The sequence below is a fragment of the Micromonospora sp. NPDC048887 genome (assembly GCF_040649715.1).
Classification (GTDB): Bacteria; Actinomycetota; Actinomycetes; order Mycobacteriales; family Micromonosporaceae; genus Micromonospora.
The window spans coordinates 102672-115908 of record NZ_JBEZGA010000013.1; the positions used below are offsets into that span (position 1 = coordinate 102672).

General features: G+C 74.6%; 13 protein-coding genes. 10 read left to right on the top strand and 3 right to left on the bottom strand.

All coding sequences use genetic code 11. The features are described 5' to 3' along the window. The first annotated feature begins 17 nt into the window (after positions 1 to 17). Positions 18 to 1931 (top strand): glutamine--fructose-6-phosphate transaminase (isomerizing), encoded by a 1914-nt coding sequence (gene glmS, locus AB0C17_RS20650; RefSeq protein WP_357389031.1) that lies wholly within the window; start codon positions 18 to 20, stop codon positions 1929 to 1931. Positions 1932 to 2046: 115 nt separating this feature from the next. Here glmS and AB0C17_RS20655 read toward each other — a convergent pair whose 3' ends face one another. Beyond that, positions 2047 to 3660 (bottom strand): alpha/beta hydrolase, encoded by a 1614-nt coding sequence (locus AB0C17_RS20655; protein ID WP_357389033.1) that lies wholly within the window; start codon positions 3658 to 3660, stop codon positions 2047 to 2049. Next, positions 3657 to 3959, bottom strand: coding sequence for a type VII secretion target (locus tag AB0C17_RS20660; protein ID WP_357479891.1), 303 nt, complete (start codon positions 3957 to 3959; stop codon positions 3657 to 3659). The genes AB0C17_RS20655 and AB0C17_RS20660 overlap by 4 nt, the downstream gene beginning before the upstream one ends. A gap of 217 nt (positions 3960 to 4176) precedes the next feature. Here AB0C17_RS20660 and AB0C17_RS20665 point away from each other — a divergent pair, with 217 nt between their 5' ends. The 4 genes from AB0C17_RS20665 (at position 4177) to tsaE (ending at position 8398) form a co-directional block, all read left to right on the top strand. Continuing rightward, complete coding sequence (locus tag AB0C17_RS20665) at positions 4177 to 5646, top strand: NAD(P)H-hydrate dehydratase (RefSeq protein WP_357479893.1); 1470 nt, start codon at positions 4177 to 4179, stop codon at positions 5644 to 5646. Positions 5647 to 5730: 84 nt separating this feature from the next. Then, positions 5731 to 6849 carry an alanine racemase gene (gene alr / locus AB0C17_RS20670; protein ID WP_357389039.1) on the top strand — a complete coding sequence of 373 codons (1119 nt, stop codon included), beginning with the start codon at positions 5731 to 5733 and terminating at the stop codon, positions 6847 to 6849. Then, the gene (locus tag AB0C17_RS20675; RefSeq protein ID WP_357389041.1) at positions 6846 to 7919 is read left to right on the top strand and encodes an alpha/beta hydrolase; all 1074 of its coding nucleotides are present in this window, start codon (positions 6846 to 6848) and stop codon (positions 7917 to 7919) included. Before alr ends, AB0C17_RS20675 begins: the two co-directional genes overlap by 4 nt. Next, positions 7916 to 8398, top strand: coding sequence for a tRNA (adenosine(37)-N6)-threonylcarbamoyltransferase complex ATPase subunit type 1 TsaE (gene tsaE, locus AB0C17_RS20680; RefSeq protein WP_357479896.1), 483 nt, complete (start codon positions 7916 to 7918; stop codon positions 8396 to 8398). Before AB0C17_RS20675 ends, tsaE begins: the two co-directional genes overlap by 4 nt. Here the strand turns inward: tsaE and AB0C17_RS20685 are convergent. Next, a complete protein-coding gene (locus AB0C17_RS20685) occupies positions 8395 to 9777 on the bottom strand; it encodes a lipase family protein (RefSeq protein WP_357479900.1) in 1383 nt (460 codons plus the stop codon). The genes tsaE and AB0C17_RS20685 overlap by 4 nt on opposite strands. 180 nt (positions 9778 to 9957) lie before the next feature. Between AB0C17_RS20685 and ung the strand changes: the two genes are divergently transcribed. From ung to AB0C17_RS20710, 5 genes are all read left to right on the top strand, one after another. After that, positions 9958 to 10650, top strand: a complete 693-nt coding sequence (gene ung / locus AB0C17_RS20690; protein ID WP_357479903.1) for a uracil-DNA glycosylase — start codon at positions 9958 to 9960, stop codon at positions 10648 to 10650. 117 nt (positions 10651 to 10767) lie between these two features. Then, positions 10768 to 11445 carry a tRNA (adenosine(37)-N6)-threonylcarbamoyltransferase complex dimerization subunit type 1 TsaB gene (gene tsaB, locus AB0C17_RS20695; protein WP_357389047.1) on the top strand — a complete coding sequence of 226 codons (678 nt, stop codon included), beginning with the start codon at positions 10768 to 10770 and terminating at the stop codon, positions 11443 to 11445. Beyond that, positions 11442 to 11885: a ribosomal protein S18-alanine N-acetyltransferase gene (rimI, locus tag AB0C17_RS20700; protein ID WP_357479906.1), complete on the top strand. Its 444-nt coding sequence runs from the start codon at positions 11442 to 11444 to the stop codon at positions 11883 to 11885. Before tsaB ends, rimI begins: the two co-directional genes overlap by 4 nt. A gap of 5 nt (positions 11886 to 11890) precedes the next feature. Next, entirely contained in the window at positions 11891 to 12937 is a 1047-nt protein-coding gene (gene tsaD, locus AB0C17_RS20705; protein ID WP_357479909.1) for a tRNA (adenosine(37)-N6)-threonylcarbamoyltransferase complex transferase subunit TsaD, read from the top strand. A gap of 17 nt (positions 12938 to 12954) precedes the next feature. Then, a complete protein-coding gene (locus AB0C17_RS20710; protein WP_357389053.1) occupies positions 12955 to 13209 on the top strand; it encodes a hypothetical protein in 255 nt (84 codons plus the stop codon). Positions 13210 to 13237: the final 28 nt, after the last annotated feature.

The window sequence follows — 13237 nt, forward strand, 5'->3', positions numbered from 1 at the left end:
CGGTTAGGCTGCGGACCATGTGTGGAATCGTGGGTTACGCCGGTGCCCGCCCGGCGCTCGGCATCGTGCTCGACGGACTGCGGCGTCTCGAATACCGCGGCTACGACTCGGCCGGTGTCGCAGTGGTCTGCGAGGACGAGCTGCTGACCGAGAAGAAGGCCGGCAAGCTCGCCAACCTGGAGAAGGTCCTCTCCGAGCGGGCGGCGGACAACCCCGAGGACTGCGCCGCCAGCCCGATCGGCATCGGCGACGGCACCACCGGCATCGGCCACACCCGCTGGGCCACGCACGGCGGCCCGACCGACCGCAACGCCCACCCGCACCTCTCCCCGGACGGCCGCGTCGCGGTGATCCACAACGGCATTATCGAGAACTTCGCGAAGCTCCGCGCCGAGCTGGAGGACGAGGGCGTCGAGTTCACCAGCGACACCGACACCGAGTGCGCCGCGCACCTGATCGCCCGTGCGCTGGCCGACCTGCGCTCGGCCGGCGAGCCCGACAGCCCGCAGCTTCTCGCCGCCGCCATGCGCGTGGTCTGCGGGCGCCTGGAGGGCGCGTTCACGCTGCTCGCCGTCGACGCCGGCATCCCCGGCGCGGTGGTCGGCGCCCGGCGCAACTCGCCGCTGGTGGTCGGCCGGGGCGACGGCGAGAACTACCTGGCAAGCGACGTCGCCGCGTTCATCGAGCACACCCGGGACGCGGTCGAGCTGGGGCAGGACCAGATCGTCCTGATCACCCCGGACAGCATCGACATCACCGACTTCCACGGTCAGCCGGCGAGCGGCACTGACTTCCACATCGACTGGGACTCGTCGGCCGCCGAGAAGGGCGGCTACGACTGGTTCATGCTCAAGGAGATCGAGGAGCAGCCGCAGGCCATCGCCGACACGCTGCTGGGCCGGCTCACCGAGACCGGCGAGATCGCCCTCGACGAGGTCCGCCTCAGCGAGCAGGACCTGCGCGACGTCGACAAGATCTTCATCGTCGCCTGCGGCACCTCCTACCATGCCGGCCTGGTCGCCAAGTACGCCATCGAGCACTGGACCCGCATCCCCTGCGAGGTGGAGCTGGCCAGCGAGTTCCGCTACCGCGACCCGGTGCTGGACCGGTCCACCCTGATCGTGGTGATCTCGCAGTCCGGCGAGACCATGGACACGCTGATGGCGCTGCGCCACGCCAAGGAGCAGAAGGCCCGCGTGCTGGCGATCTGCAACACCAACGGCTCGACCATCCCGCGCGAGTCCGACGCCGTGCTCTACACCCACGGCGGGCCGGAGATCGCCGTCGCCTCCACCAAGGCGTTCCTCACCCAGGTCGTCGCCTGCTACCTGATCGGCCTGCACCTGGCCCAGGTGCGCGGCATCAAGTTCGCCGACGAGGTGGGCGCCGTGGTGGCCCAGCTCCAGGAGATGCCGGGCAAGCTGCGGGAGCTGCTGGACCGCATCGAGCCGGTCCGCGAGCTGGGCCGCGAGCTGAAGTCCGAGCCGACGGTGTTGTTCATCGGCCGGCACGTGGGCTACCCGGTGGCGCTGGAGGGCGCGCTGAAGCTCAAGGAGCTGGCGTACATGCACGCCGAGGGCTTCGCCGCCGGCGAGCTGAAGCACGGCCCGATCTCGCTGATCGACAAGGGCACCCCGGTGATCTGCATCGTGCCCTCCCCGGTCGGCCGGGGCATGCTGCACGACAAGGTCGTCTCCAACATCCAGGAGGTACGCGCCCGCGGCGCCCGCACCATCGTGATCGCCGAGGAGGGCGACCAGGCCGTGGTCCGGTACGCCGACCACCTGATCTACGTGCCGCGTACGCCGACGCTGCTGGCGCCGCTGGTGACCACGGTGCCGTTGCAGGTGCTGGCCGCCGAGATCGCCGCCGCCCGCGGGCACGACGTCGACCAGCCCCGGAACCTGGCCAAGTCGGTCACCGTCGAGTAGTTCCGGCTCGTCCACGGTCCCTCCGCTCGTCCACCGGGTGGAGGGACCGCGCCGTTTCCGGCCTGCCACGCGAGCGGTCGTCGGGCGGTTCCGGGCCGCCGCCGGAGGGCGCTGGTCACCGGCCCAGCACGATCCGGGCCATGCCGTCCAGCGCCGGGTTGTCCGGATCCCAGTAGCCGGTGTGGCCGTGCGGGGCGCTCGGGAAGCGCCGGCCGCCGAAGCCCGGCGCGCTCGGGTCGGCGCCGAACCAGAGGCGTTCGCCGTGCCCGTCCAGCGCGGCGAGCGCCGGACCGAGCGGCGTACCCGCCAGCAGCGCGCGGCGGGCCAGCTCGTCCGGCGGGCGGGTCAGCCGGATCACGTCGTCCGGCGCTGTCGACGACCAGACCTGCCCGGCGGGCATGCGCAGGTCGGCGGCGTGGTCCACGCCGACTCCCGGGGAGCCCACGAAGACCAGCGCGTCGGCGCTCAACCCGTGGTCGCGGGCGGCCGCGCCGACCACCAGCGAGCCGTAGCTGTGCCCGAGCACCGTCTGCCGGGCCGGCGGGCCCTCGTGCGCGGCCCGCAACCCCTCCTGAAACCGGTGCAGCGCCGGGCCGGCGTCCTCGGCCTGCCGGGTGCCGGCCGCCTCGGTGAGGAAGTCCGGCGCGTCGTAGTCCAGCCAGAGCACCGCCGCCGTCTCGTCGCCGGGCCCGAGCGCCGCGCACCGCCGCAACACCCGGGCCGCCCGGTCCAGCTCGGCCGGGGCGTCGGCGAGATCCGAGGTCATGCCCGGGACGTAGGTGAGCACCGAGGCGGCGCGGTCCGGGTTGCCGAGCGCCACCACCGCGCGGCCGTCGCCGGCCGGGTCGAGCCCCAGCAGGTACGCCCGCGGCGCCCCGCCCGACGCCAGCCGCTCACCGAGCCCGTCCAGCCCGCGTAACGCCGCCTCGACACCTGCCAGCCGGACCCGCCGGGACACCTCCGACGGGCCGGCCGGAAGCGGGCGCAGCAGGGCGAGCCGCCGGACGAGCAGCTGTTCCCGCCGCCGGCCGAGCAGCAGCCGGTTGGCCTGGTCCCGCGCGGCGGCCGGCAGCCCGTCGAGACGGCCGATCCGGCCCGGTTCCCGCCCCACCAGCCAGCGCCGCTCGGCCGGGCTCAGCGCCGCCCACCAGCGGCTCACCTCGGCCGGCCCGGCGCCGGGGCCGGGCCGCCACGCGGGCGGGACACTGACCCAGCCGCGTACCGCCGCGGTGGTCAGCTCCGCCAGCCGGGCGGCGGCCTCCCGGTCGGCGGCTCCGGCGAGCGTGAGCGCACGCCGGATCCCGGTCCGCGCGTCGGCCACCGCCGGCCCCGCCTGCGCCATCGGCCGGGCCGGATCGGGCCGGACCGCTCCGGTGCGGTCCACGAGCAGGCCGCCGGACTCGGCGCGGGCCACCTCGGCGCCGAGCCGGGCCTTCGCCGCGCCCAGCCGCGCGCCGAACTCGGCGAGCACCTGGTCGACCTCGAACAACGCCGGCAGCACGTCGGTGAGCTCGGTGCGCAGGCCCTCGATCCGCCGCTGCGCCGCCGTCGAGGCCGTACCCGACCACCCGGGGCGGAGCGCGCCGATCCGGGCGGTCAGCGCGTCGGCGCGCTGCCGTACCGGCCCGGCGAGACCACGCCACGCCGTCGCGGCGGTGCACCAGGAGCCCGGGTCGGCCCGCCAGAGCTGCGCGTAGCCGGCCGGCACGTCGGTGGTGCCGCCGTTCACCGGAGCACCCCGGCGAGGCGGCGGGCGGCTCGCTCGTCCACCGCCTCGTAGCCGTCCGCCCCGCGACGTATCGCCTCGGCGGTGTCGGCCACCCGGGCACCGAGCGCGCCGGACCAGCGGCAAACCGCCGACTCAAGGTCGGCCAGCGCCGTACCGGTGCGCCAGCCGTCCGGTGCCGCCACCAGCAACGACTCCGGCGCCGCGCCCGGCCCGCGAGCCAGTCGGTAGGCGTCGTCGCCCAGCTCGCGCGCCACAGTGCGCAGCAGCCCCGGGTCGACGTCGAACGGTTTCTCCACCACGTGCCCTCCCTCGCCCGGCGCCACCGGCCGGCTCCGGACACCGGGACGCTAGGCGGCACTCGACAGCGTCCGCCGACCCCTGTGGACAACGTCCGGGGTTATCCACAGGGGCGCTCCGTCAGCCGGTCCGCGCCGCGTACCGCCGGTAGGGTGAGGCCGTGATCGGGGGAGCCGCGGGCGGAAGCTGAGCCGGCGCGACCGGACGGGGTGGGGTGGCATGAGACGGGTGTGGCGGGTCGCTGACGTTCGCGCGGCGGAAGCGGGCCTGATGGCCGCCCTCCCGCCCGGCACGCTGATGCAGCGGGCCGCGGCCGGGCTGGCCCGCCGCTGCGCGTTGCTGCTCGGCGGCCGGGGCGGCGTCTACGGCGCCCGGGTGCTGCTGCTCGTCGGCTCCGGCGACAACGGTGGTGACGCCCTCTTCGCGGGCGCGCACCTGGCCCGCCGGGGTGCGGCGGTGACAGCGCTGCTCCTCACGCCGGGCCGGGCGCACGCCGAGGGCCTGGCCGCCCTGCGCGCCGCCGGTGGCCGGCTGGCCGACCGGCCGCCCGAGGTGGTCGACCTGGTGCTCGACGGCATCGTCGGCATCGGCGGCACCGGCGGGCTGCGGGAGACGGCCGAGCAGTTGGCCGCGAGCCTGACCGGGCAGCGTGGACGCGACGGCACGCCCGCCACAGTGGTCGCTGTCGACGTGCCGAGCGGCGTCGCTGTCGACACCGGCCACGTCCCGCTCACCGACGCCGGTCGGCCCCGCGCGGTCCGGGCCGACGTGACTGTCGCCTTCGGCGCGCTCAAGCCCGCACTGGTCGTCGGCCCGGCCGCCGAGCTGGCCGGAGAGGTCGAGCTGGTCGACATCGGGCTGACGCCCTGGCTGCGCGGCACTCCGGCGCTCCAGGTGATCGAGCGGGCGGACGTGGCCGACTGGTGGCCGGCGCTCGGCGCGTCGTCGGAGAAATACTCCCGGGGCGTGGTCGGCGTCGCCACGGGCTCGGCCACCTACCCGGGCGCGGCGGTGCTCTCGGTCGCCGGGGCGCTCGCCGGCCCCACCGGCCTGGTCCGCTACGCCGGGGGCGCCAAGGGCGAGGTGCTGCACCAGCACCCGTCGGTGATCGCCACCGGCAGGGTCGCCGACGCGGGCCGGGTGCAGGCGTGGGTCTGCGGCTCCGGGCTCGGCACCGGCGAGGAGTCCGCCGCCGAACTGCGCGCGGTGCTGGCCGCGCCGGTGCCGGTGGTGCTCGACGCGGACGCGCTGACGCTCCTGGTGGACGGCAAGCTGGCTGACCGGCTGCGCGGGCGGGACGCGCCGATAGTGGTGACGCCGCACGACCGGGAGTTCGCCCGGCTCTGCGGCGAGATGCCGGGGGAGGACCGGGTCGCCGCCGCGCTGCGGCTGGCCGCCTGGATGAACGCGGTGGTGCTGCTCAAGGGCGATCGCACGGTCATCGGTACGCCCGACGGTCGCGCGTACGTGAATCCGACCGGCACCCCGGCACTGGCCACCGGCGGCACCGGCGACGTGCTGGCCGGGTTGCTCGGCTCGCTGCTCGCCGCCGGGCTGGCGCCGGAGCGGGCCGCCGCCGCGGCGGCGTACCTGCACGGGCTGGCCGGGCGGGAGGCGGCGCGTGGCGGTCCGGTGACCGCGCCCGACGTGGCCGCCGCGTTGCGTCCGGTACTGGCCCGGCTGGGCTGATCCGGGCGGCGACGCCAGGTAGCGAGGGGCACCGCCCACCCGGCTCACCGCTCTGATGATCACTGACGGAAGTAGGCTGAGGACATGTGGCAGTCGGAGGTGCGCGTCGACCTGGACGCGATCCGGGAGAACGTGACCCGGCTCAAGGCCGGCACCAGCGCCGAGCTGATGGCGGTGGTCAAGGGCGACGGGTACGGCCACGGCATGGTGCCGGCCGCCCGCGCGGCGCTCGACGCGGGCGCGGACCAGCTCGGCGTCTGCACGCTGGACGAGGCGCTGCGCCTGCGCGAGGCGGGCATCACCGCGCCGGTGCTGGCCTGGCTGCTCGACCCGGGCCTGCCGTTGCACGACGGGATCACCGTCGGCGTCGACCTCGGCTGCGCCAGCCTCACCCAGCTCGACGAGATGGTCGAGGCGAGCCGCCGGGCGGGCCGCGCGGCCCGGCTGCACCTCAAGATCGACACTGGGCTGGCCCGGGGCGGCGCCACCGTCGCCGACTGGCCGGCGCTGCTGGAGGCCGCCGCGAAGGCCCAGGCCGAGGGCGTGGTCGAGGTGGTCGGCGTGTGGAGCCACTTCGTGTACGCGGACTCGCCCGGTCACCCCACCACCAACCGTCAGCTCGCCGTCTTCCAGGAAGGGCTGGAGATGGTGGCCCGCGCCGGTCTGCGTCCGCGCTACCGGCACCTGGCCAACTCGGCCGCCACGCTCACCCGGCCCGACACCCATTTCGACCTGGTCCGTCCCGGTATCGCCGTCTACGGCCTGTCGCCGGTGGCGGGCGAGCAGTTCGGTCTGCGTCCCGCCATGACCGCCCGCGCCCGGGTGATGCTCACCAAACGCGTGTCGGCCGGCACCGGTGTCTCCTACGGGCACACCTACCTCACCGAGCAGGAGACCAACCTCGCCGTGGTGCCCCTCGGCTACGCCGACGGGGTGCCCCGGCACGCCTCCAACACCGGCCCGGTGCAGCTCGCCGGCAAGCGCCGGACCATCTCCGGCCGGGTCTGCATGGACCAGTTCGTGATCGACTGCGGCGACGACGAGGTGGCCGCCGGAGACGTGGCGACGCTGTTCGGCAGCGGCGCGGACGGCGAGCCCACCGCCGACGACTGGGCCGAGGCGGTCGGCACCATCAACTACGAGATCGTGACCCGCTTCGGCGGCGTGCGGGTGCCCCGCGTCTACGACGGCGAGCGCGCGTGAACGTCCGGTTGCCGCGTCCGCGTACCGCCGCCGGGAAGGTCGCCGGGCTGGTCGGCGTGGCCGCCGCCGGGCTCGCGGCGGGCGTGGTCGGCGAGCGGGTGCTGGTCCGCCGGCTCAAGAACGACCCGACCGACAGGTACGCCGGCGAGGTCTTCGGCGAGCAGCGCTACGACGAGGCGTACCGGCTGGAGATGCCGGACGGCACCGACATCCACGTGGAGGTGGTCGAGCCGACCCGACCGGTCGCCGGGCACCCGACGGTGGTGCTGGTGCACGGGTTCTGCCTGGACATGGGCACGTTCCACTTCCAGCGCAAGCGGCTCACCGAGCGCGGCGACTACCGGGTGGTCGCGTACGACCAGCCGGGGCACGGCCGCTCCGGCCGGCTGGAGAGCGGCGAGTACGACCTGACCGCGCTGGGTCACACGCTGCGCCGGGTGCTCGACGAGGTGGCCCCGGACGGCCCGCTGGTGCTGGTCGGGCACTCGATGGGCGGCATGACGATCATGGCGCTGGCCGAGCTGTACCCGGAGCTGTTCGGTGACCGCGTGGTCGGCACCGTGCTGATGGCCACCTCGGGCGGCCTGGCGGCGGAGACCAAGCTGGTGGCGCCCGCGCTGCTCGGGCGCGTCGGTTCGCCGGTGCTCTACATGATGAGCAACGCCACCCGGTACGGCGGCACCGTGATCGACCGGGCCCGCCGGTCGACGGCGAACGTGGCCTGGCTGCTCACCCGCAAGTACGGCTTCGGCACCTCGAAGCCGAGCCCGGCCCTGGTGTCGTACGTCGAGATGATGAACTCGCGCACCTCGGCCGACACGGTCACCCGCTACCTGCGCACGATCGCCACCCACTCCCGGTTCCCGGCGCTGGCCGCGCTGGCCGGCACGCCGGTGCTGGTGATAGTGGGTGACAAGGACATGATCACGCCGGTGACGCACTCCGAGGAGATCGTCCGCCGGCTGCCGGACGCCGAGTTCGTGAAGATCCACGACAGCGGGCACGTGGTGATGCTGGAGCACGCCGACGAGGTCAACGCGGCGCTGGAGAGGTTCCTGGATTCGCTATGACGGTGCTCGTGGAGCTGAAGACGGTCGACGACACCCACGGGTTCGGGCGGCGGCTTGCAGGTGTGCTGCGCGCCGGCGACCTGCTGCTGCTCAGCGGGCCGCTCGGGGCCGGCAAGACCGCGCTGACCCAGGGCATCGGCGCCGGTCTGGGCGTACGCGGGGACATCACCTCGCCCACCTTCGTCATCGCCCGGGTGCACCGGCCCGACCCGGCCCGGGGCGGCCGGGTGACGCTCGTGCACGCCGACGCGTACCGCCTGGGCGAGGCCGCCGATCCGCGAGCGGAGATCGACGACCTCGACCTGGACGCCTCGGTGGACGAGGCGGTCACCGTGGTGGAGTGGGGCGAGGGCATGGTCGAGCAGTTGACCGACGCGCACCTGCGGGTACGCATCGACCGCCGGGACGACGACACCCGGGCGGTCACGCTGGAGCCGGTCGGCGGCGACTGGGCCGCCCGGGTCGCCGGACTGTCCTAGGGCTGGAGCGGCATCGTCCAGCAGTTGGAGTAGGCCGTGCGACCGGCGAGCCGGTCGGTCAGCCAGGCCACCGCGTCACCCTGGTCGGTGATGAGCGGCGCCAGGTGATTGGTGAGGAGCTTGTCCCCGAGGTTGGGCAGGCTGACGGCCTGGTAGGTCACGTCGGCGCCCTTGCGGCACCAGTCGACAGCCAGTTGGCGGGCCTGCCGGTGCGGCACGATGTCGTCCTGGACGCCGGTGGCCACGCGTACCGGGCCGGCCGGCTTGAGGGTGCCGATGCGCTGGCGGTCGAGCACGGCGCTCGCCTCGGGGGAGGCGGCGATGACGGCGGTGAGGGACCGGCCGCCGGTGATCCATCTGCTGCTCCTGGTGAACGCGTAGCGCAGGATCGCGTCCCCGACGCACATTGTCGAGGTGTCCTTCAGCGCCGCCCGGCCGGCCTCGTTGACGTTCGCCTCGATGACGTCCCGCACCGCCGGGTCGGACTGGGCGAAGCCGTTCAGTGACCAGCCCAGCGCTCCCGCCAGCGCGCTGCCGTCGATGCCGCCGATGACGGCGGTCAGATCGGCCGGCGGCGCACCGACGTAGGTGCCGGCCAGCGGCACGTCGGGTGCGTACGTGGGCTGGAGTTCGGCGGCCGCGGCGCTGGCGCCGCCGCCCTGGCTGTAGCCGTACAGGCCGACCCGGGACCGGTCGGTGACCGACGCGCCCGGCACGGCCCGGGCGGCGCGGGCCGCGTCGAGCAGGGCGCGTCCCTCGTCGAGCCGGTTGACGTAGGTGTGCAGCCGGTCGGTTGCGCCCAGACCGACGTAGTCGGTGACCACGACGGCGGCGCCGGTGGCGAGCAGGCGGTAGACGGCCAGCGCCTCGTAGCCGACGGACAGGGTGTCGCCGGTGAGCGTGAGCGGGTGTTGCAGGGCGAACGAGGGCGCGCACTGGTCGCCCTGCCCCATGGTGCCGGAGGCGAGGGCCACCAGCGGACGCGGCCCGGTGCCCCGCCACTGCGCCCACGGTTCGATGTAGGCGCCGGTCACGCCGACGGCCTGGCCGTTGGAGTCGGTGGACCGGTACATCAGCCGGGTGGCCGTGCCGGGCATCGGGCGGCCGTCGAGCCCGGGGATGCTCAGGCCGAGCGGCAGCGGCTCGGTGCGGATCAGCGTGCCGTTCGTGGTGGGCAGGTCGGCGGGCGGTTGGTAGAAGGCCGGGATCGTCACGCCTCGGGAGACCACCGGCGTGGCGCCGTCGGCCGCCGCGGGGACGCCGGATCCGGCCAGGTAGGTGGCTACCGCCGCGGCGACGGCCAGCATCCGGAGGCCGACGGTGCGGCGAGGGGAGAGGGCTGCGGAGGGCGTACGGGGACGGGTGTTTCTGCTGCTCACGGGCACTCCTAGCAAGCATCGATGGTGGTGGATGCAAGCTAACAGTGGTGGTGTGGCGTAAGTAACTTGCCGGTAGGTTACGCTCCGGTAACTTTTCCCGCCAGTGCCCGGCCCCGCCGCCGCCGGGGAGTGTCGGTCGAGGCTGGTATGAAGAGGGCGACCGACTAGGAGAGGTTGCCGATGCCCGACGCCCCCACCCTGGACCTGCCGGCCCTGCTGCCGGAGGACTGGCGTGCCGTGCTCACCCCCCACCTCGACCCGGCCCGCACCGCGGCGCTGGCCGAGTTCGTCGCCCGGGAGTACGCGACAGCCACGGTCTTCCCGCCGCTGGAGGACCTGTTCTCCGCCTACCGGCTGTGCGGGCCGGCCGACACCCGGGTGCTGATCCTCGGGCAGGACCCGTACCACAAGGCGGGCCAGGCGCACGGGCTGAGCTTCAGCGTGCGCGAGGGGGTGGCGGTGCCGCCGTCGCTGCGCAACGTCTTCAAGGAACTGGGCGAGGACCTGGGCGTACCGAAGCCGCGCAACGGCAACCTCGACGGCTGGGCCGCGCAGGGCGTCCTGCTTCTCAACTCGGTCCTGACCGTTCGGCAGGCCACGCCCGGCTCGCACGCCAACCGGGGCTGGGAGGAGTTCACCGACGCCACCATCCGGGCGCTCGACGGGCTCGACCAGCGCGTGGTCTTCCTGCTCTGGGGCGGCTACGCCCGCAAGAAGGCGGCGCTGGTGACCAACCCGCGGCACGTGGTGCTGGAGGCCGGGCACCCGAGCCCGATGAACCCGCGCGGCTTCCTCGGCAGCCGCCCGTTCAGCGCGGCGAACAAGGCGCTGGCCGACGCGGGGCTGCCCACCATCGACTGGGAGCGCTCATGACCCAGAGGCACAAGGCTCTCACCTCTTCTCTTTGATGCGGGGCGCTACGCACCGTGACCGGGCGCGCGGCGAGGGCGTGCCGGAGGCGGGCGGGGCGGACGGCTAGGCTGGCTTACCGTGCTCGTACTCGTGGTGGACTCCTCGACGCCCGCGGTGACCGCGGCGCTGGCCGAGGTCTCGGCGGACGGCGTCGCGGTCCGCGCGTCCCGGTGCACTGTCGACGCCCGCGCCCACGGCGAGCTGCTCGCGCCGCAGGTCGACGCCGTCCTGGCGGACGTCGGCGCGCGTCCCGCCGACCTGGCCGCGATCGTCGCCGGTCTCGGCCCCGGCCCGTTCACCGGACTGCGGGTCGGGCTGGTCACCGCCGCCACCATGGGCCAGGTGCTCGGCGTGCCCACGTACGGTGTCTGCTCGCTGGACGGGATCGGCCACCCGGCGGCCGCCGGCGAGCCGGTGCTGGCGGCGAGCGACGCGCGGCGCCGGGAGATCTACTGGGCCGTCTACGACGGCACCGGCCGGCGCCTGGCCGGGCCGGAGGTGGCGGCCCCGGCGGTGGTCGCGGAGCGGGCGCGCGACCTGGCCGTCACCGTCGCGGTCGGCGACGGCGCGCACCGGTACGCCGAGGTGCTCGGACTGCCGGTACGCGACGAGCCGCGCTACCCGGACCCGCTGGCGCTGGCCCGTCTCGCCGCGCCGCGGATCCGCGCGGGCGCGCCCGGCGAGACGCTCACCCCGCTCTACCTGCGCCGCCCGGACGCGGTCGCGGCCACCGGCCACAAGCCGGTCCTGCCATGAGGCTGGGCCGGTTCCGCTGGTGGCACATCGACGAGGTGCTGCCCATCGAGGCGGACCTCTTCGGCGCCGAGCAGTGGTCGGCGGCGATGTTCTGGAACGAGCTCGCCAACGGGCACTTCTACCTGGTCGCCACCGACGACGACGGCGCCGTGCTCGGCTACGCCGGGCTGGCCGTGTCCCCGCCCGACGAGGCGTGGGTGCAGAACGTCGCGGTCCGCCGGGACGCGCACCGCCGGGGGATCGGCCGGCTGCTGCTGGAGGCGCTGCTCGCCGAGGCGTCCCGGCGCGGCGTCCGCAGCACGCTGCTGGAGGTCGCTGCCGACAACGCGCCCGCCCAACGGCTCTACGCCACCTACGGGTTCGAGCCGATCGGCGTACGGCGCGGCTACTACCAACCGAGCAACACCGACGCGCTGGTCATGCAGCGCAACGAGGACTGACGCGCATGGCTGACGAACCCCTGATCCTCGGCATCGAGACCTCCTGCGACGAGACCGGCGTGGGCATCGTGCGCGGGCACACGCTGCTCGCCGACGCGCTGGCCTCCAGCGTCGAGGAGCACGCCCGGTTCGGCGGCGTGGTGCCCGAGGTGGCCAGCCGCGCCCACCTGGAGGCCATCGTGCCGACAATGGACCGGGCGCTGCGCGAAGCCGGCGTCACCATCGCCGACATCGACGCCATCGCGGTGACCTCCGGGCCGGGACTGGCCGGCGCGCTGCTCGTCGGGGTCGCCGCCGCCAAGGGGTACGCGGTGGCGGCGGAGAAGCCGGTGTACGGCGTGAACCACCTCGCCGCGCACGTGGCTGTGGACACGCTCGAACACGGCCCGCTGCCCGAGCCCGCGATCGCGCTGCTGGTCTCCGGCGGGCACTCCTCGCTGCTGCGTGTCGACGACCTGGCCCGTGACGTCGTACCGCTGGGCGCCACCATCGACGACGCGGCGGGGGAGGCGTTCGACAAGGTGGCCCGGCTGCTCGGGCTGCCGTTCCCCGGCGGGCCGTACATCGACCGCGAGGCGCGGGCCGGCGACCCGGCGGCGATCGCCTTCCCGCGCGGGCTGACCGCCGCGAAGGACCTGGCCGGGCACCGGTACGACTTCTCCTTCTCCGGCCTGAAGACGGCTGTGGCCCGCTGGGTGGAGGCGCGGCAGCGGGCCGGTGAGCCGGTGCCGGTCGCCGACGTGGCCGCGTCCTTCCAGGAGGCGGTCTGCGACGTGCTGGTCGGCAAGGCGATCGACGCCTGCCGCAGCAGCGGCATCGACACGCTGGTGATCGGCGGTGGCGTGGCGGCCAACTCCCGGCTGCGGGCGATGGCCGAACAGCGGGCCGGCCGGCACGGCATCCGGGTGCGTACGCCCCGGCCGAAGCTCTGCACGGACAACGGCGCGATGGTGGCCGCGCTCGGCTCCCACCTGGTCGCCGCGGGCGTCGCGCCGAGCCGGCTGGACCTGCCGGCCGACTCGGCGATGCCGCTGACAGTGGTCAGTGTGTGAGCGGGGAGGGGACCGACATGATCGTCCGGATGTGGGAGGCGAAGGCCGAGTCGTACGGCTTCGCCGAGTTGATCACCTGGGTCTGCGAGACCGCGCTGCCTGATTTCGAGCACGACCCCATGCACGTCTCCAGCGAGGTGTTCTCCTCCACGGACCACCGGCTTGTGGTCATCTCCAAGTGGCGGAACAACCCCCGTGAGCTGCCCGAGCCGCCAGCCCGGCTGATCGCGCGCCCGCCGCACAGCTGGGACTTCACCCAGGTGGACCGCTGACGCGAGGGTCGTCACGGCGGCCGGAATT